The organism is Streptomyces sp. NPDC048441 (assembly GCF_043200235.1).
Classification (GTDB): domain Bacteria; phylum Actinomycetota; class Actinomycetes; order Streptomycetales; family Streptomycetaceae; genus Streptomyces.
Genome location: NZ_JBICXM010000003.1, coordinates 569,929 through 589,276, shown reverse-complemented (window position 1 = coordinate 589,276; position 19,348 = coordinate 569,929). Strand labels below are relative to the sequence as shown.

At 70.9% G+C, this 19,348-nt stretch carries 15 protein-coding genes; 5 read left to right on the top strand and 10 right to left on the bottom strand.

The genetic code is table 11. The features are described from left to right. Positions 1–47 precede the first annotated feature (47 nt). From ACGFSB_RS10615 to ACGFSB_RS10600, 4 genes are all read right to left on the bottom strand, one after another. On the bottom strand, positions 48–1,232 hold the full coding sequence (locus tag ACGFSB_RS10615) for a DUF2786 domain-containing protein (protein WP_393397040.1): 1,185 nt from the start codon (positions 1,230–1,232) through the stop codon (positions 48–50). 51 nt (positions 1,233–1,283) lie between these two features. Continuing rightward, positions 1,284–2,123, bottom strand: a complete 840-nt coding sequence (locus ACGFSB_RS10610) for a nitrilase-related carbon-nitrogen hydrolase (RefSeq protein ID WP_393396832.1) — start codon at positions 2,121–2,123, stop codon at positions 1,284–1,286. 62 nt (positions 2,124–2,185) lie between these two features. Continuing rightward, positions 2,186–2,542, bottom strand: coding sequence for a YnfA family protein (locus tag ACGFSB_RS10605; protein ID WP_393396830.1), 357 nt, complete (start codon positions 2,540–2,542; stop codon positions 2,186–2,188). 77 nt (positions 2,543–2,619) lie between these two features. Beyond that, a complete protein-coding gene (locus ACGFSB_RS10600) occupies positions 2,620–4,923 on the bottom strand; it encodes an MMPL family transporter (protein ID WP_393396828.1) in 2,304 nt (767 codons plus the stop codon). A 177-nt stretch (positions 4,924–5,100) separates the two neighbouring features. On the opposite strand from ACGFSB_RS10600, the gene ACGFSB_RS10595 reads away from it, so the two are divergent. Next, entirely contained in the window at positions 5,101–5,844 is a 744-nt protein-coding gene (locus ACGFSB_RS10595) for a TetR/AcrR family transcriptional regulator (RefSeq protein ID WP_393396827.1), read from the top strand. 68 nt (positions 5,845–5,912) lie between these two features. After that, positions 5,913–7,631, top strand: coding sequence for a bifunctional 3'-5' exonuclease/DNA polymerase (locus ACGFSB_RS10590; RefSeq protein ID WP_393396825.1), 1,719 nt, complete (start codon positions 5,913–5,915; stop codon positions 7,629–7,631). 47 nt (positions 7,632–7,678) lie between these two features. Here the strand turns inward: ACGFSB_RS10590 and ACGFSB_RS10585 are convergent, their stop codons facing one another. From ACGFSB_RS10585 to ACGFSB_RS10565, 5 genes are all read right to left on the bottom strand, one after another. After that, entirely contained in the window at positions 7,679–11,230 is a 3,552-nt protein-coding gene (locus tag ACGFSB_RS10585; RefSeq protein ID WP_393396823.1) for a BTAD domain-containing putative transcriptional regulator, read from the bottom strand. A gap of 457 nt (positions 11,231–11,687) precedes the next feature. Then, entirely contained in the window at positions 11,688–13,772 is a 2,085-nt protein-coding gene (locus tag ACGFSB_RS10580) for an ATP-binding protein (RefSeq protein ID WP_393396822.1), read from the bottom strand. Then, positions 13,732–14,547 carry a response regulator transcription factor gene (locus ACGFSB_RS10575; protein WP_393396820.1) on the bottom strand — a complete coding sequence of 272 codons (816 nt, stop codon included), beginning with the start codon at positions 14,545–14,547 and terminating at the stop codon, positions 13,732–13,734. Before ACGFSB_RS10575 ends, ACGFSB_RS10580 begins: the two co-directional genes overlap by 41 nt. A gap of 164 nt (positions 14,548–14,711) precedes the next feature. Then, positions 14,712–15,146 carry a hypothetical protein gene (locus ACGFSB_RS10570; protein WP_393396818.1) on the bottom strand — a complete coding sequence of 145 codons (435 nt, stop codon included), beginning with the start codon at positions 15,144–15,146 and terminating at the stop codon, positions 14,712–14,714. A gap of 36 nt (positions 15,147–15,182) precedes the next feature. After that, entirely contained in the window at positions 15,183–15,776 is a 594-nt protein-coding gene (locus ACGFSB_RS10565; protein WP_393396816.1) for a TetR/AcrR family transcriptional regulator, read from the bottom strand. An 89-nt stretch (positions 15,777–15,865) separates the two neighbouring features. Between ACGFSB_RS10565 and ACGFSB_RS10560 the strand changes: the two genes are divergently transcribed. Then, on the top strand, positions 15,866–16,465 hold the full coding sequence (locus ACGFSB_RS10560; protein WP_393396814.1) for a hypothetical protein: 600 nt from the start codon (positions 15,866–15,868) through the stop codon (positions 16,463–16,465). A 130-nt stretch (positions 16,466–16,595) separates the two neighbouring features. Here the strand turns inward: ACGFSB_RS10560 and ACGFSB_RS10555 are convergent, their stop codons facing one another. Continuing rightward, positions 16,596–17,522 (bottom strand): RNA polymerase sigma-70 factor, encoded by a 927-nt coding sequence (locus tag ACGFSB_RS10555; protein WP_393396812.1) that lies wholly within the window; start codon positions 17,520–17,522, stop codon positions 16,596–16,598. 158 nt (positions 17,523–17,680) lie between these two features. Between ACGFSB_RS10555 and ACGFSB_RS10550 the strand changes: the two genes are divergently transcribed. Then, positions 17,681–18,064 carry a DoxX family protein gene (locus tag ACGFSB_RS10550; RefSeq protein WP_393396810.1) on the top strand — a complete coding sequence of 128 codons (384 nt, stop codon included), beginning with the start codon at positions 17,681–17,683 and terminating at the stop codon, positions 18,062–18,064. A gap of 162 nt (positions 18,065–18,226) precedes the next feature. Continuing rightward, entirely contained in the window at positions 18,227–19,297 is a 1,071-nt protein-coding gene (locus ACGFSB_RS10545) for a class I SAM-dependent methyltransferase (RefSeq protein WP_393396808.1), read from the top strand. Positions 19,298–19,348 lie beyond the last annotated feature (51 nt).

Below are 19,348 nucleotides of genomic sequence, written 5' to 3'. Positions count from 1 at the left end.
CGGCACTCCCAGTGCTCCCATGCCGGGAACTCGTGCCGGTCAGCCGTTCATGCTCCGCGGCTCAGTGGGCGGCTCGGGTCCTTGGCCGCCCCCGGCACATGCGCCCGGTCCGCCGCGGCCGTGCCGCGCGTCCACCCCTCGGCGTCCGTCGCGCCCCGTACGCGGGTCGTGGTCGTCTCGGGGAACATCTGCTCGGTGCGGTCGGTGACGGCCACATCGCGGGCGGCCAGGACCGGGAGCAGTTCACCTGCCCCCGGGGTCTCTTCGGTGGCGTCCTGGGCCGCCACCGCGAGGCGCGTGCCGAGGCGGTTCGCGTACGCCATGAGGAACGCCTGACGGAACGTCTTCGTACGCTTCCGGCCGCCCGCCCGCTGCCCCGCCTCCGCCTTCGTCATCGCCGCCGTGCCCTGTACGAGCAGGGAGGTGTGGAGGAGTTCGACCACTTCCAGGTCGGACTCGAAGCCGACGACGGTCGAGAAGCCGAACGCCTCGTTCCACACCGCGCGGCAGCGGTTCGCGGTGGCCACCGCGTCCAGGAGGATCGCCTTCGCCGTCTCGTACGGGGCGTCGACCCCGATGCGGCAGGCGCCGGGAGTGTCCTTGGCGTGGGTACGGGACGCGAGCAGGGCCTCGTCGATGGTGTGCCTGGCCATCAGCTCCTGCGCCTTGGCGGTGAGCGCCTCCGCCTCCTCAGGGAACCCGGTCGCCTCCGCCTTGGCGAGCAGGGCGCGGATACGGGTGAGGATGCGAGGCTCCTCGTGGCCGGGGGGCGGGGGCGCGTGGAGCGGGGTGCCGGGGGCGGGGCCCACCGGCTCGATCGGGGGGAGGCGCAGGAGGAGGCGGTAGAGGGCGAGGGTGGTGGTGGCCTGGGAGAAGCGGTCCGGTCGTGGGGCGGTGTGGGAGGCGAGCTCGGCCAGTTGCGCCTTCCAGCGGGGCGGGAGCGTGTCGCCGTACGGCCTGGTCTGTGAAGTGATCAGCTCGGCGGCCAGGTGTGTCCGGTGGGTGCGGTCCGTGCCGAGGGCGGTGTCGTCCTGGGCGCGGCCGACCATGCGTATGACGTCCGCGGGCTGCCAGCCGCGCTCCCATGCGCGGCGCACCAGTTCCTCGCCCCTGCGCCGCAGCTCCGCGTCGGCGCCGGGGGCGGCCGCGAGGAGGGACGCGCCGGTGTCGAGGCCTTCGTCGCCGTCCGCGTACAGCGCTGCCGCGAACGCCTTGTCGATCACCTCGGTCACCGGATCCATACGTCAAGGGTATGGCTGGCCATAGCCTCAGGACGCAGGGCGTCAGCTGTCGCCGCCCTCGTCGATCAGGCGGCGTACCTCGCGGTCCACCAGGCCGAGCCGCGCCTCCGCGACGAGCGGCACCGCACGCCGATGCCGCCGCGCCTCGTGGACGTCGATGTCGATCGTCACCAGGCCCGGCTCCCACTTCGGCGCCTGTGCGACGACCGTGCCGCGTGGGTCGACCACCCTCGAACCGCCCCAGAACGAGGCCCCGTTCTCGTTCCCGACCCGGTTCACGAAGACGACCCAGCATTGGAGCATTCGGGCCGTGTAGGAGAGCAGCGTGTCCCAGTACAGGCCCGTGTCCATCGCTTCGGGATCGAGGCTCGCCGCGCTGTTCGTGGGGATGATGATGACCTCGGCACCGTCCTGCACCGCGAGCCACGGCAGCACCGGCTGCCACGCGTCGTTGCAGACGAGGGTCGCGGCGCGCCCGTGCTCCCCCGGCAGGTCGTACGCGCGCAGGTGCTGGCCGGGGCTGACGTGCTTGCGCTCCTCCCAGGCAAGATAGTTCGGGAGATACAACTTCCGGTGGGCGTGCAGGAGTTGGCCATCGGCGTAGTACGCCGCCGTGTTGTACGCGCGCAGGCTGGTGTGCTCGTGGATGCCCACTATGACGTCGGGGCCGAGTGTCGAAAGCTCTCGGAGGCGGACGTCCTTCGCGTCGAGCGAAGTGTCCCGTTCCAGGCCGCCCAGGTGGTACCCGTGCAGGCTCAGCTCGGGGAAGACGACGAGGTCTGCGCCCTGGGCCGCCGACTGGCCGATCTGGTCCCGCGCCACCGCGAGGTTCTCGTCCACATCGCCGAGGACACAGTCGGTCTGCGCAAGGGCCACTCTCATGACTCCGAGCCTCGCAGCGCGGGGCGCCCCCCGCATGTCGGGGACGGCTGACGCGCCGGCGGTCAGTTGCCGCGGGGCGCGTACATGATGACCGCCATCCCCGCGAGGCAGACCAGCGCGCCGATGATGTCGAAGCGGTCGGGGCGGTAGCCGTCGGCGACCATGCCCCAGGCGATCGACCCGGCGACGAAGATCCCGCCGTACGCGGCGAGGATTCGGCCGAAGTTGTCATCGCTCTGGAAGGTGGCCACCACTCCGTACAGGCCGAGGGCGATCACGCCGGCGCCCACCCAGATCCAGCCCTTGTGCTCGCGGATGCCCTGCCAGACCAGCCAGGCCCCTCCGATCTCGAAGAGGGCCGCCACGGCGAACAGGGCAAGGGAACGGGTGATGGCGGTGGTGACGGTGGTGCCGAGCACAGGAATGTCTCTCAGGGGGAGGAAGAGGGGGGCGAGGGGCTAGCGCCGACGGTAGTCCCTCGCCCAGGCCCCCCTCCTCAGACCCGCGTCGAGTCCCTCGCGTACGGCGGCTCCGTGGCGCCCTCCTGCCCGGCCGCGGGGCCCCCTTCGCTGAGGCCGAACCGCCCGTGCAGCTTTCGCAGGGGGCCCGGTGCGTACCAGGCCGAGCGACCGAGCAGACGCATCGCCGCGGGTACGAGGATGCCGCGTACGGCGACCGCGTCGATGAGGATGGCGAGGCCGCTGCCCAGGCCGAACAGCTGCATGAAGCTGAGCTGGGCCGTCCCGAAGGCGAAGAAGCTCACCGCAAGCAGGCAGGCCGCCGCGGTGACGATGCGTCCCGTGTGGCCGAGGCCATGGGTGACGGCGGACTCGTTGTCCTCGCCCTGGTCGTGGAGTTCCTTGATACGGCTCGTGACGAACACCTCGTAGTCCATCGAGAGCCCGAAGGCGATGCAGAACATCAGCACCGTCATGGACACCTCCATCGGCTGCGCGGTGAAGCCGAGCAGAGAGGAGAGGTTGCCGTCCTGGAAGATCCAGGTCATGACGCCGAGGGTCGCCCCCAGGCTGATCATGTTCAGGATCAGTGCACGCAGTGGCTGCACGACGCTGCCGGTGAACAGGAACAGCAGGATGAAGGTGGTGACGGCGACCAGGGCCACGGCGATCGGGAGCCTGTCGCCGATGGAGTCCTTGGAGTCGACCAGTACGGCGTCGACCCCGCCCACCAGGGGGTTCGACCCGGGGGGCCCGGCGACCGCCCTCACCTCCTCGACCAGACTCTGCGCCTCGTCCGACTTCGGCGTCACGGTGCTCACCACGTTGATCCGCTGCGCGTCGGGGCGGCCGAGGGTCTTCTTGTCGCCGGGGTCGGCCGGCGTGGACCGCCCTTGGGCGTACGTTCCCTCGCTTGTCTCGACTCGGACGACGCCCTTGAGCCCGGAGAGTTCATCCGCGTACGACTTCAGTGGCGCCTTACTGATGGCTTCGTCGATGACTACATGGAGGGCCGCGTCGTCGTTGCCGTTGAACTTCTCCCGCAGTACCGAAGAGACCTGGCGGCTCTTGGCATCCTCCGGAAGCACGCGTTCGTCCGGTGTGCCGAAGGTGATGCCGAGCAGCGGGCTCGCCGCGAGCAGCAGGATCGCCAGCACGGGCAGCGCGGTGAGCGCCGGCCGCCGCATGACGGTGGCGGCGAGACGCCCCCATAGAGGTGTCCGGGAGGCGGTGCGCCCGCGCTTCGCCCACGGCAGGCGTCCGCTGTTGATCCGCGTCCCCAGGACGACGAACAGGGCCGGCATGACGAACAGGGTGCTGACGGCCGCGATGACGACGACGCCGATCCCGGCGTAGCCGAACGAGCGCAGGAAGTACTGCGGGAACACCAGGAGCGCCGCGAGCGCGGCAGCCACCGTCGCCGCGGAGAACGCGACCGTACGGCCCGCTGTGCTCACCGTCCGCCGGACCGCGTCGTCCACGCTCGCCCCTGCCGCGAGCTGCTCCCGGAAGCGGCTGACCATGAGCAGGGCGTAGTCGATGCCGAGGCCGAGGCCCAGGGCCGTGGTCAGGTTGATCGCGAAGACGGAGACATCTGTGACGCTGCCCAGGACGTACAGCTCCGCGAACGTGCCCGCGATGGCGATGAGGCCGATCGCCAGCGGCAGCAGGGCCGCGACCAGGCTGCCGAAGACGAGCAGGAGCAGGAGCAGAGTGAGCGGTACCGCGATGCCTTCGGCCAGGAGCAGGTCTTCGCCCGACTGCGTGCCCATCTCGCTGGTCACGGCGGCGCCGCCGCCCGCCTTGATGGTGAGTGCGCCCTCGTAGGGGCCGGTGTAGGCGTCGATGATGCTCTCGGCGTTCTTGTCCCGGTCTGTGTCGTCGCCCTTCACATGGGCCAGCACCATGGCCTCGCGGCCGTCCTTGGAGCGGAGGTCGGGGCTTGCCGTGTCCCAGTACGAGATCAGGTTCTCGAGGCGCCGGTCCTTCTTGAGGTCGGCCACCAGGGCGTGGCCGCTGCGCTGGGCGGCCGGGGCGTCGACCCCGGAGGCGTGCCCTTCGGAGGCCTGCCCTTCGGGGGCCTGTCCTTCGGGGGCCTGTCCTTCGGGGGCCTGTCCTTCGGAGGCGCGGACAAGCAGGACCAGGTTCGTTTCCCCGCCGAACTTCTCGTCGATGACGTTCCCGGCCCGCGTGGACTGGGAGGCCGGGTCGTCGTAGCCGCCTCCCAACAGCTTGCCGAACGCTCCGGCGCCCAGGACACCCATGAGGGCCACGGCCACGGCGGCGACGATGAGTATCAGCCGGGACCGGCGGATCGCCAGTTCGGCTATGCGTTCAAACACGCAGGTTCTCCTTCGGTGTCCATTCCGGTGAGCATTTTGGTGTCCATACGGTGAAAGCGGCGCGAAGCGGCCGGAGTTGACCGGCCGCGAACGACGTTAGCGAGGAGAAAGAGAATTTGGCAGTGTTAGATTTTCCGCACACCATGCTTGGGTCCTGGCAAAGTAGAGGAGTACGCAATGGCCGTCCCGCCCTCCACGCCGTCCACGCCCTCCCCGCCCTCCCTGCGCCAGCGGCGCCGCGCCGCCGCGACGCAAGAGATCGTGGACGCCGCCGAGCTCCACATCACCGAACACGGACCCGCCGCCCTGTCCCTGCGGGCGGTCGCCCGCAGTCTCGGCATGACCGTGCAGGCGCTCTACCACTACTTTCCGAGCCGGGACGCCCTCGTCACCGCGCTCGTCACCAAGGCGTACGACGACTTGACCGATGCCGTGCAGGCCGCCGTCGACAGCGCGGCGGACGACTCGTCCGTGCCGGGCCTCGTGGTCGCGGCCGAGGGCTACCGCCGCTGGGCCATCGACCGTCCCGAGCTCTTCCAGCTCCTCTACGGAACACCGCTGCGCGACTACGCGGCACCCGACGAGGGCCCGACCACTCAGGCGTCACGCCGGATGAGCGCGATCTTCGAGCGGGAGATCTTCGCCGGGTTCACCACGGACCAACTCGCCGCCGCCGATGCCCCCGAGCTCTCGCCGCCGCTCCGGGCGTACCTGGAACAGCTGCCGCACTTCGGGCAGGGACAGCTGCCGCCGCCCGCGACCGCTCTCCTGATGAGCGCGTGGGGGCATCTGCACGGCCTCGTCGTCCTGGAGGTGTTCGGGCACACCTCCTTCCTCGGTGATCATCAGGCCGAGATCTTCCGCATGGCGATGCGGAACCTGCTTGAGGACGTGCACCGCCGGATCGCCCGGCGGACTTGAGGACATGCACCGCCGGATCGCCCGGCGGAACAGTCGGATTGTCAGTGGTGGCTGACAGACTCGGCAGCATGACCGAAAGGTGGGCCGTCGCCGCCACCGAGGCCGGCGGCGCAACGCTCGCCCCCCTCGGGGACCACGGCCTGCCCGCGGGGCCCGTGCTGCACGAGCGGGACCTGGCCGAGGCCGTGCGCTCCAGGCCCGACGTGAGCCGCTGGGTGTGGCGCTCCACCGCCGAGATCTACCCCACGCTGCTCGCCGCCGGTGTCCGCGTGGACCGCTGCTATGACATCGAGGACGCCGAGCTGCTCCTCCTCGGCCACGAGGGCCGCCTCGGTGAGCCCCGCTCGGCCGCCGCCGCCTGGGCACGGCTGCACAACGCCCCCGTACCGAACGACCCGCCCCCCAGAGCCGCGGCTCCCGGCGCCCAGGACTCCCTCTTCGAGCCCTCCCCCACGACATCCCTCCCCTTCGACGCCCTCCTGGAGGTGTATGCGGCGCAGCAGCGAAGACACGGGGCCGCCGAGCACCCCGGCAGGATGCGGCTGCTCACTGCCGCCGAGTCGGCCGGAATGCTGGTGGCCGCCGAGATGAACGTGTCGGGCCTCCCCTGGCGCGCCGATGTCCACCACGCCCTGCTCACCGAACTGCTCGGCGAGCGGTACGCGGGCGGTGGAAGGAACGCGGGAGCGGCGGAACCCCGCCGCCTCGCCGAGCTCGCCGACGAGATCTCCGCCGCCTTCGGCCGCCGCGTCCGCCCCGACCTGCCGAGCGATGTCATCAAGGCCTTCGCGCAGGCCGGGATCAGGGTCAAGTCCACCCGGAGATGGGAGATCGAGGAGATCGACCATCCCGCCGTGAAGCCCCTCATCCAGTACAAGAAGCTGTACCGGATCTGGACGGCGCACGGCTGGAGCTGGCTCCAGGACTGGGTGCGCGACGGCCGCTTCCGGCCCGAGTACACACCGGGCGGCACCGTCAGCGGCCGGTGGACCACCAATGGGGGCGGCGCCCTGCAGATCCCCAAGATCATCCGGCGCGCGGTCGTCGCCGACCCCGGCTGGCGGCTCGTCGTGGCCGACGCCGATCAGATGGAGCCGCGGGTCCTCGCCGCGATCTCGCGCGACCGGGGCCTGATGGAGGTGGCCGGGAGCCACGAAGACCTCTATACGCGCCTCTCCGACCGCGCGTTCTCCGGCGACCGCGAACACGCCAAGATCGCACTCCTGGGCGCTGTCTACGGCCAGACCTCGGGCGACGGCCTGAAGAACCTGGCGGCACTGCGGCGCAGATTCCCCGCCGCCGTCGCGTACGTCGACGACGCGGCGAAGGAGGGCGAGGAGGGCAGGCTCGTCCGGACCTGGCTGGGACGGACGAGCCCGCCCGCGGCCGGCGCGGGGGACTCCGACGAGGCGGGCATCCCACAGGACGATCCGGCTGCCGAACTCCCTTCTCAGGATGGCGAGTTCACTCCTGGGTACGCGTCCAGCAACACCCGCGCCCGGGGCCGCTTCACCCGTAACTTCGTCGTCCAGGGCAGCGCGGCCGACTGGGCCCTGCTGATGCTGGCCGCGCTGCGCCAGTCCATCGCCGCCGCCGGGCTCCGCGCCGAGCTGGTCTTCTTCCAGCACGACGAGGTCATCGTGCACTGCCCCCAGGAGGAGGCGGAGACGGTCACGGCGGCGATCCGCGAGGCCGGAGACCTCGCGGGACGCATCGCGTTCGGCGAGACGCCGGTGCGTTTCCCGTTCACCGCCGCCGTGGTGGAGTGCTACGCGGACGCGAAGTAGCGGGCCGACAGGGCGGGTTCCGGGGGGTTGATGAGGCGAGGGCCGGTTCAGCCCGCGAGCAAGTCCTTGAGTTCGCCCGCGACCTCGCTGCTGTCCGTGCCGTCGAGCGCCGCGAGGGCCGATCTCCATTGCGCGTACGCCTCTTCGGTGCGCCCCTCCGCGTACAGCAGCAGCCCGTGCTGATGGCGTGCCAGACCCGCCATGTGGCCGTCGGCCCGCTGCTCCGCGCGCTCCAGGAGCCCGGCGCACTCGCGCGCCGCGTCCCGCGTGCGGGACACCTCGCGCAGGGCCCGGACCATGCCGAGGCGCACCTTGGACTCGTTGTGCCAGTCCTCGGCCATGCCGTGGATGCGCAGACTCTCCTCGAAGTGCGTGAGCGCGACGGCTGGTTCGTCGAGGATGAGGTAGGCGCGGCCGATGTCGCAGTGGGCCTCCTGGCGGACACCGTCGTGCGCGAGGGTCTCGCCGATCGCCAGGCTCCGCTCGTGATAGTCGATCGCGGTGCGCACGTCGCTGTGCTCGTAGATGTTGCCGAGGTGGCTGAGGGCGAATGCCTCGCTCAGGGGATCCTCCAGGGCCTTGGCCAGCTCCAGGCTCTGCCGCAGCGCCTCGACCGACTCGTCGTAGCGGCCCAAGGTTTCGAGGAGGAGGCTGCGGTTGAGGACCGCGCGGTAGACGCACGACATGCGGTCGAGCTCGCGCCACAGGTCGATGGCCTCGTCGATCAGGGAGAGCGCCGTGCCGCTGCGCCCCGCCACATAGTTGAGCCCCGCGAGGTCGGTGAGGGCCTGCGCCTCGGCGTCGGTGTCGCTCCAGCGGCGGGCCGCGGTCACCGCGAGGCGGTTCAGGAGGTCCGCCTCGGCGAGTCGGCCGCGGCGCTTGAGGTACGAGAAGAAGCAGCGAACGAGGACGGGCAGGAGCACGGATTCCCGGCCGTGGCGGTCGGCGAGGGCGATGACGTTGGCGAGCTCTGTGTCGCCCCAGGCGAAGGCGTCATCGGCGGACATCGTCGGCACGGTCTGGCCGGGGGCCGGGGCCTGCCCGGGGGCCGAGGCCGGATCAGGGGCCGAGGCCGGATCGGGGGCCGGGCCGGCTGCCCGCAGCCTTTCCTCGACCTCCCACAGCCGGTCGTCGCGGTCCAGGCCCTCCGGCATGATCGCCAGCAGGCTCTGCCGCGCCGACTCCGCGTACCAGTGCAGCGCCGACTCCACGACGTCCGCCGCCGCCCTCCCCTCCTGGTGGGCCGCCTCCCTCGCGAAGTCGCGTACGAGATCGTGCGGGGCATAGCGGCCGTACGCCGTCTCGTCGAGCAGCGCGACATCGACGAGACGGTCGAGTGCCGCTCCCGCGCGCCACTCCTCCACCCCCAACAGGCGGGCGAGGAGCGGGACTCCGTACGCCGGAAGGTCCAGGGCGCCGATCACGGCGAGGGCGGCTGCCGCGTCCCGGTCGGACTCGCGGTCCGACGTACGCAGCGCGTCCAGAGCCACGGCCAGCGAGCGCCGCACGCTCAAGTCGTCGTGCTCCAGGTGACGCAGCCGCCCGCCGCTGACGGTGAGGAGCTCGGCGAGGGCGTCCGGGGTGAGCGCGCGGCGGGCGGCGAGGCGGGCCGCGATGATGCGCAGGGCCAGCGGCAGCCGGCCCGCGAGTTCGACCAGGGGGTGCCCGGCGTCGAGCCCCACGCGTCCGGAGACGGCGCGCAGCAGGGCGACACTGTCCCCGCAGGAGAGCGGATCCAGCGGGAAACGTCCCGCCCCGTCGAGCGCGGTGAGCGGCGAGCGGCTGGTGACGATGACCGCGCAGCCGGGCCCCGCGGGCAGCAGCGGCCGCACCTGCGCGGCGGTCGCCGCGTCGTCGAGGACCAGCAGGGTACGGGTGGGCGCGAGCAGTGAGCGGAGCAACGCGGCCGCGGCGTCCGGGTGTTCAGGGCTGTGGCTCGGCTCGACCCCGAGGTCACGGAGCAGCGCGGCCAGGGCCTGGTCGGTGGTGAGGGGGGTCATCCCGGGGGTGGCGCCGCGCAGATTGACGTAGAGCTGCCCGTCCGGGAAATGCTCCCGCAGCCTGTGCGCCACATGCAGGGCGAGCGCACTCTTGCCGACACCGGCCATGCCGGAGAGGAGGGCCAGGGGGGAGGTGGCGCCGGGCGCGTGTGCGGGTGCGGGTACGAGTGCGGGCGTGTGCTTGCGCTTGTGCTTGTGCGCTTGCTCATGGCCGCCGGTGCTCTGTCCCGCGAGGAGCTGCGACAGGGCGCGCACTGTTTCGTCCCGGCCGGTGAAGTGGGGTGGGGGCGGGGGTAGTTGGGCGGGGAGGGTGCGGGTGCGGGCGAGAGTGGGGGTGGGTGCGGGGGTGTTGGACACGGAAGCCGGGGCGGCACCCGCAGCTTCGGTTGCCGCTGCCGCCCCGGAGCCCGGCGAAAGGGCTGAGGCAGAGCCCGGCATGGGGCCTGCGGCGGAACCCGGCCCGGAAGCCGATGGGGAAGCCACTGGGGAATCCGACACGGAACCGGTCCCGGAGCCCGGCACGAAACCCGAAGCGATGCCCGGCCCGGAACCGCCGGAACCGCCGGAACCCCCGGCACCCCCGGCACCCCCGGCACCCCCGGCACCCCCGGCACCCCCGGCACCCCCGGCACTCGAGGCAGTACCCGGCGCGGCGTCCCCCGCCATCGAGCCCACCTCGGAGCCTTCGGAGCCGCCGTAGCCCGACACAGCCCCCGAGGCGGCACCCGCCCCGGGCCCCCCGGAGCCCCTGAAACCCGACACACCCCCCGAGGCAGCACCCGCCCCAGATCCCAGCCCGGAACCCGCCCCAGATCCCAGCCCGGATCCCGGCCCGGAACCCGTCAAAGACCCCGCCACCCCCGCAGCCCCCACCCCCACAGCCCCCACCCCCGCAGGCTCCCGCAACACCTCCCGATGCGCCTCCCGCACCGCGGACCCCGGCTCGACCCCGAGCTCCTCCACCAGCCTGCGTCGCAGTTCCCGGTGTACCGCGAGGGCCTCCGCCTGGCGGCCCGTGCGGTGCAGCACCAGCATCAGCTGGCGGTGGAAGGCTTCCCGCAAGGGATACTCGGCGACCAGCTCCGTGAGCTCCGGAACCATCCCCCCTGCACCGTTCCCGGTGGCCAGCTCCGCGTCGTACCGCAGTTCGAGGGCGAGGAGCCGCGCCTCCTCGAGGCGCGGCACGAGCGCGTGGCCCGCCGCGTCCGCGGGTACCCCGCCCAGCGGGGTACCGCGCCACAGGGCGAGCGCGGCGGACGCCGAGTCCGCACAGCCGTCCCAGTCGCGTCCCGCGTGCGCCGCCCGCGCCTGCCCGACCAGCTGCTCGAAGACCCGTACGTCAAGCTCGCCTTCGGCCACCCGAAGGCGGTACCCCGGAGGCACCGCCCGCAGCCGGTCAGGATCGTCGAGGAGTCGGCGAAGGCGCGTCACATGGTTCTGCAACGAGGCGTGCGCGGACGCGGGCGGCGCCCCGCCCCACAGTGCGTCCTTGAGGGCGTCGACGGAGACCACCCTGCCCGGTTCGAGCAGCAGCGCGGCGAGCAGCGCGCGCCCCTTGGCGCTCTGGACGGGCTGTGGCTCGCCATCGGCGTCGTACACGGCGGGCGCTCCAAGGAGTCCGAACCGCAACCCGTCGCACCGCACGCCCACGCCATCTCCCGCCAACCGTTGGCCACATGTTAGCGATCGGTTGGCGGCCTCTGATGGGATCAATACATCGGGCCCGGCCGCGCCGGTACTCGCGTGTAACGCGTAACTCGGGGGAGTGTCACCGTTGCTGCCGGGCTCGCTCAGTTTCTGCGATGCGCCCTCAACTTCCTTACGGGGTGGAGAGGTTGAGGGGCTCGCAGAATCGGATCGACCGCGCGCGAAGCACCGTACCAACGCGGCAGGCACCGCCCCACGGCCGTGCCGCGACCTCACCAACGCGCGCGGACGCCGTGGATTCCGGCACCAGTTGCTCACTGATCGCCCACCATTCACTCACGTAGGCGGCAGTACCCCTCGGTAACACTTCTTGGTATCACCTCTCGGTAACACCTCTCGGCAGCGTCCCTCACCCCGACGGCACCCGCACCGTGAACACCGCCCCCTCCCCCGGCGTACTCCGCGCGGTCACCGTCCCGCCGTGCCCCTCCACCAGCTTTCGTACGATCGCGAGACCGAGGCCGCTGCCTCCCGTCGCCCGCGTGCGCGACTTGTCCGCGCGCCAGAAGCGGTCGAAGACGTGCGGCAGATCCTCGGGGTCGATTCCGGTGCCGGTGTCGGCGACCTCCACCTCCACCATGTCTGGCGTGGCGCGGCAGTTGATCGTGACGCTGCCGCCGTCTGGCGTGTGCCGGATCGCGTTGGAGACCAGGTTGCCGATCGCCTGGCGGAGCCGCAGCGGGTCGGCAGTGAAGCAGGGGTCGCCGAGCGTCGTCGCGCTCAGCCGTACGCCCGCCGCCTCGGCCCCCGCCTGGTGGGCTGCCGCGACCTGGTCCACGACGTCGGCGGCGTGCACGGGCTCGCGGTGCAGCCGGAGCGTACCGGCGTCGGCGGCGGCCAGATCCTGGAGGTCGTTGACGATGTGCTGGAGCAGCAGCGCCTCTTCGAGGAGCGAGGAGACCAGCTCGGGGTCGGTGGCGACGACGCCGTCCTCGGCTGCTTCGAGCCAGCCGCGGATGTTGGAGAGCGGCGTACGCAGCTCGTGCGCGACGTCGCTCACCATGGCCTGGCGCTGGTTCTCGAGGGCCTTGCGGTGGGCGGCCATGTCGTTGAAGGCTTCGGCGAGCCGGCGGATCTCCCCCGCCGATCCCGCCGAGCGTGCCGTGACGGGTTCGCTCGCCTCGCCCGTCTTCATCCGCTGGGTCGCGGCGGTCAGCGCCCGCAGCGGCTTGATCAGCCGGGTCGCGGCGAAGGCGGTGACGGCGACCGTCGCCGCGAGGATGCCCGCCGAGAGCCCCGCGAGCCGGAGGGTGTTGGCTCCGGAGAGGCTGAACCCCGAGGACGCGACCGCGCGGGCCGCCGCGGTGCGCGAACCGTCGGAGCTGGTGACGAAGAGGAGCGCGGGCGCGGAGACGTACAGACCGAGCTGCTCGCGCCGTGCGCTGGCCACGCAGGCGGCGGTCTTGGCGTCGAACTCGCCTCCGACGCGACTGACACCGCCCGACGGCTCGATGGGGGGCTGCGATGCCGCGGGGGTGCTGGTGGGCGTACGCCGCTCCCCGGGGGCGGCGCTCGGCTCGGCGGGGCTGCCCTGGCCGCCCGACTCCTTGGGGGCGTCCGACTCGGTGGGGATGTAGCGCCCGGAACGGCGGTCGAAGACTCCCGCCTGCTGCCACCACGTCAGATCGAGACCGAGCTTGACGGGCGGGGCGTCCCCGCGCCGCAGGCACGCGTTGGTGAGCTCGTTGAGCCGCACGAGCGCCTTGCTCTCGGTACGGGTGGGCATGTCGAGGCGGTCGTCGCGGCAGACCGAGTCGAGGAACTGGGACGGATCGTTGGGGGCCTCGACACGTGGACGCCCGCTGGGCCCTTGCACGGACCGGGCGGTGACCCCGAGGTCGTGCATACAGCCCACGACGTTCGCGGCCGCCTCCGCCAGCCTTTTCCGCTCCGGCACCGGCAGCCGGAAGGGGCCGACCGCGCGCGGATCGATGCGGTCCTTTCCCCCGGCCGCCGCGTCTGCGTTCCCCGCGTCTGTGTTCCCCGCACCGGTGGTCAGCGCCCCGGTGGTCAGCGCCCCGTCGACGGCGAGTGGATCGACTACGGCCGATGCCTTGGCCGGCAGCTCGGCACCGGCGGCCCCCTTGCCGCCTTTCCCTCGCGAGTCGGCGATGACGACACGGTTCTGCGTGGTCAGGGCGATGCGCCGCCCGGTCTTCCGGGCGAGCTCCCGCACGGTCTGCTGGGCTCCCTGCCATCCGGGCGCGCCCGCCGCGAGACCGAGCAACTCGTCGTAGACACGGGCGTCGTCGGCGATGACCTGCCCCTGCTCCTGCCGGATCGCACCGGAGGTGGTCTGCGCGGCGAGCCAGGCGGTGGCGGCGATCGAGACGACGGAGACGAGTACGGAGACGGCGAGCAGGCGGGTCAGCAGGCTCTTGCGGAACGGTATGTCACGCGCCATGCCGGGCCGCCGCCCCGAGGGGTGCGCCATGACTCGCCCCGTGCGCCGCCCGGAGGGCCGCGCCGTAGGCCGCACCCGTGAGCTTGTATCCGACGCCGAAGACCGTCACCAGATGGCGCGGCCTGCGCGGATCCTCCTCGATCTTCTTGCGCAGATTGAGGATGTGTACGTCGACGGTGCGCTCGGATATGTAGCCGGACGACCCGTGAATACGATCCAGCAGCTGGGGCCGGGTGAACGCCCTCTCCGGCTCCGCGGCCAGCGCCGCGAGCAGCTCGAACTCCCCCGGCGTGCAGTCGACGAGCCGCCCGTCGACCGTCACCTCGTGCCGCACGGGATCGACGACGAGCCCGCCGACCCGCAGCACACGCGGGGCGGCTTCGGCGCCCTCGACGACCGGATGGTGCGTGCCCTTGGCGCGCCGCAGCAACGTACGGACGCGGGCCATCAGCTCGCGCGGGCTGTACGGCTTCGTCAGGTAGTCGTCGGCGCCGAGGTCGAGCCCGAGCAGCAGATCGTCCTCGGTCGTACGGGCGGTCAGCATCAGAATCGGAATCCCGGCCTGCTGTTCCTCGGTCCTGAAGGACCCTGCCCCGCCCCGCAGGACGCGCGTGACGCCGAGGCCGTCGACCCGCGGCATCATCACATCGAGTACGAGCAGGTCAGGCGGCCGGCGCCGGACCTCGTCGAGCGCGGCACGTCCGTCGTGGACGACGCTGACCGTGTGGCCCTCGCGCTCCAGATAGCGGCGGACCAGCTCGGCCTGTTTCTCGTCATCCTCCGCGACCAGGACAAAAGCGCACATGGCGTCGAGCATAAGCGGGACGGGGCAAGCCAAACGGAATACGGACGGCGGCCTGACAGGATCCTCATAACTCCGCAGTACGGCTTACGTAGTACGGCTTACGTAGTGCGGCTTACGTAGTGCGGCTTACGTAGTGCGGCTTACGTAGTGCGGCTTACGAGCGGTCAGTCCGCGTACGGCACGACCACAACCTGAAACTCATCCTCATAGACAACCCGCCCGGGATCCGAGGAGCGCATCATCCGGCACTCGATGCCGTGCGCGTCCAGAATCTCCAGATACCCCGGCACGCGCTCGATCAGCTGAGTGGCCGTGGCCTTGAACCAGGCAACGGCGCCGGGAGTGATGTCGGGGTCGTAGACGGTGGGATCGACCTTCGACGGGGTCGGATAGGCGGCGTCGTACCAATCGTTGTTGGCCCGCCGGAACCGCTCCTGCTCGGGAGTCAGCTTCCCTTCCCGCGCAAGCCCGTTGACGAGAACGAACACTCCAGGAAAGTGCCCGCGCGGATGCTGTACGGGCGACTGGAACCGGACATAGGACCCGGCATGGGACCCGGCATGGGACCCGGCACAGGAAGCGACACCGTCATCACTCATCCCGGCATCCTCGCAGCTGCCCGGGGAGGGGCTCACTCAGGGGCTGAGCGACCGCAGAATCCGCTCCGGCAGGACCCGCGCGGCCTCGTCGAGGTCGACGTCGTCGATGCCGGAGAGCCAGCGGCGCGCGGTCGCGACGACGGGCCCGAGGACCAGCGCCTCGATCAAGGGCGTGGAGAGCGGGGAGATCTCACCCGACTCGACGTGCTGCCGCATCCAGTCGGCCATCGGGGAGAGCCGGGCCTCCTGGGCGTCGCGGAGCTGCTTGGCCTGCGCCATCCCGAGCCGGTCGGCGTAGGAGGAGTGCAGGAGCCGGGCGGCGTCCGGGTGTTCCTGGATGAAGGCCAGGTAGGTCCGCACGAGGGCACGGATACCGGTCCGGGCCGTACGGGACCGCTCCACGGCCGCGGCGAGCTCGGCGAGGAGACGGCCGAGCCAGCGCAGCAGCAGGGCGTTCATGAGGCCGTCGACGCTGCCGAAGTGGTGGTAGAGGCTGCCGAGGCTGACACCACTGGCCTTGGTGAGGGCGCTGACGGTGACGCCCTGCTCGCCGGAGTCGGCGTACACCTGAAGTGCGGCGTCCAGGAGTCGGGCGGCGGTCTCTTCGCCACGTTGTTGCTTGGGGCTCATCGTGACAACAAGCGTAGAGCACCCAAGTTCTAGAGCTATTTTCTAGAAAGGCACTCCAAGCAGGGCACCCGCTGGCCCATACTGACCCGGTGTCCGAACCCATAACTCCCGCACCACGGCCGAGCCCCACACCGGCCGGGTCCAACGCCCGTGGCTGCCTGGCGTCGCTCGGCGCCATCGGCGCCGTGCTCGTCGTGATCCTGCTGCTGAACCAGGGGGATGACGACAGCGACAACACCGCGTCTCCCGGCCAGTCGGCCACCAGCCAGGAAAGCAGCTACGAGCCGTCCACCAGCGACCCGTACTCCAGCGACGATCCGTACACGGACGCCCCGTCCACCGACGACCCGTACGACACCGGAACCGGAACCGGAACCGGCACCGAGACCGACCCGGTCACTCCTCCCACCAGCGAGGCGCCAAGCCCGTACACATCGGGCACCTGCCTCAACGGAACGCTGCCGGACTCCGAGACGGCGCAGGAGGTCAGCGGCGTGGACGAGGTGTCGTGCGGCGCGTCCGACGCCCACTACCGGGTGATCGAGACGATCCCTATGACGTCGGACATGAGCCGCTGCGACACCAACTCCAAGACGCAGTACGCCTTCTCGTACCGCTACACCCTCAACGGGTCGGCCATCAACGAGTACGTGTACTGCCTGGTGGGCCTGGGCTCGTACGCACGCTAACCAGCCAGAAGCGGAATGAGTTTCTAGAAAAATCTTCCACTTAAGGGGATCGAGGGTCCAGAATGATCCTGGGCCCGTGCCGTCCGTGCGGCCGGGGGGAGCGCACGACCGGCACGGGCCGGTTCCGGACCTACCGCCGTTCCCGGGCGGCCTGCTTCAGCTCGCGGTCGACGGCCCAGGCGTCGGCGACCGGCCCGAGGTGGCCGAGCTTGTCGGGGTTGATCACCGCGCGGATGGTCTGGATCCGCCCGTCGAACACGTCGAAGGCCAGGGTGTGAAGCACCTTGCCGTCGCGGTCGCGGAGGATCGCGCCGGACTGGCCGTTGACGTCACACGGCTCGGACGACACGTCGATCCGGAACATCCGGGGGAAGACCGCGGCAAGGACGCGGGCCACGTTCTCCGCGCCCAGGAGTGCTTTGGCCAGCTGCGGGGCCTTGCCGCCGCCGTCCCCGACGAGCCGCACATCGGCGGCCAGCAAATCCCGCAGCCCGCCCACATTCCCGTCCTTCATCAGGGCGTCGAAGAACCGCGTCGCCAGCTCCTGCCGCTCCCGGCGGTCCGTCGCGAACCGCGGACGCCCGGCCTCCATGTGCCGCCGCGCCCGTACGAGCAGTTGGCGGCATGACGGCTCCGAACGCTCCACCGCGGCGGCGATGTCGTCGTACCCGAAGGCGAACACGTCCCGCAGCACGAACACCGCCCGCTCCAGCGGGCTGAGCCGTTCGAGGAGCAGTAGTGCCGCCATCGACACCGAGTCGGCCAGCTCCGTCGCCCGCGCCGGATCCTGATAGGGATCGTTCAGGAGCGGCTCGGGAAACCACGGCCCGACATACGCCTCCCGCCGCACTCGCGCGGAACGCAGTACGTCGATCGAGATCCGCGTCACCACGGCCGACAGAAATGCCTTGGCCGAGGTGGGCCGGGTCGCCGAGCCGTCGAAGCGCAGCCAGGTCTCCTGCACCGCGTCCTCGGCCTCGCTCACGCTGCCCAGAATCCGATAGGCGATCGAAAAGAGCAGCGACCGCAGCTCCTCGAACTCCTCGACTTCGCTCACGCGCCGCCCCATCTCCCCGCCTCCCCCGGACCACAGGCAGGCCAGAGTAACGCGCACCCCTGAGCCGGGGGGTGTCGATGTCACAGGGGGACTTGCTACCTCGTCATACGGGACGCAGGCAGCAAAACCTGGATCAAGGAGTAAGGGAGCAGCAGACGATGAACCTCGCGCTGTGGATCGGTGCCGGAGTGCTTGCCGCGGTAGCCCTGGGCGGCGGCATCACCAAGACGTTCATACCCAGGGAGAAGCTGGCCGCAGCTCATGGCGGGGGCTGGACCAAAGACGTCAGCCCCCGCTTCATCAAGACCCTCGGCATCCTCGAACTCCTGGCCGCGGCGGGCTTGATCCTGCCCGCCGTGGTCGACATCGCGCCGGTCCTGGTGCCGGTGACCGCGGTCTGCTGGGTCCTGCTGATGGTCGGCGCGATGATCACGCACGGCCGACTCGGCGAGTTCAAGTTCGTGATGCTGAACCTGACGTATCTCGCGCTCGCGGCATTCATAGCGTGGGGGCGCTTCGCTCCTGGCCCGGAGTCCTTCTGAGGGGTTTCCAACCAGGCCAGGCCCCGCCGTGCGTTCCCCCGACACGGCGGGGCCGTCGGCGTAGCATCAGAAGAACAACGACAAAGACATCCCTGGCCGGTCCGCGGCTCGGCGTCTCCTGATCCTGATCGCTCTCCGACCTGCGACGGGAAGGAGACGGCGATGACCACGCACGCGATCGACCGCGCGAAGCAGGAAGAGTTCGCCGGTCGGATGGTGCAGGTGCTGAACGATGCCTGCCTGGGGTATCTGTGCAGCCTGGGGCACCGGACGCGCCTTTTCGACACGATGGCGGAACTACCCCCCTCCACAAGCGACCAGATCGCGACGGCCACCGGCCTCGATGAGCGGTACGTACGGGAGTGGCTCGGCGGGATGACGGTGGGCGGGTTCGTCGAATACGCCCCCGAGGACGGCACCTACCGCCTGCCGCCCGAACACACGGCCTCGCTCACCCGAGCCGGAGGACCCGAAAACATGGCGTCCCTCATGCAGGACATCTCGCTGATCGGAAACGTAGAGGAAGAGGTCTTCCAGGCGTTCCGGAAAGGCGGCGGCGTCCCGTACTCCTCATACCCCCGCTTCCAGGAACTCCAGGCCGAGGAGACGGCAAGGGTGTACGACGCCGCCTTGATCGACGCCGTCATCCCACTGGCCCCCGGCCTCACCGAGCGCCTGCGCGAGGGAATCGACTCCCTGGACATCGGCACCGGCCAGGGGCACGCGGTCAACCTCTTGGCGAAGGCCTTCCCCGAGAGCAGCTTCCGCGGCGTGGACATCTCGGAGACGGGAATCGCGGCGGCGCGACGAGAGGCCGAGACGCTGGGACTGCGGAACGTCCGCTTCGACGTGACGGACACGGCAGAGGTGACCGGCACCTACGACCTGATCACCGCCTTCGACGTGATCCACGACCTGGCCCGCCCCGCACAAACCCTGACGACCGTCGCATCCGCGCTACGGGACGACGGAACGTTCCTCATGGGCGACATCGACGCCTCCAGCAACCTGGAGGAAAACCTCGACCACCCGCTGGGCCCCGCGCTCTACACATTCTCCGTCTTCTACTGCATGACGGTCTCCCTCGGAGAGGGCGGCGCCGGCCTTGGCACGGTGTGGGGCAAGCAGACGGCTCAACACATGCTCGCCGAGGCGGGCTTCGACGATGTCGAGATGCGGCAGGTCGAGGGCGACATCCTCAATGTGTACTACGTGGCGCGGAAGAGGCGCTGAGCGGGCCGCGCCGCGCAGTCCGCTCACGCAGCGCCCTCGCAAATTGGCACG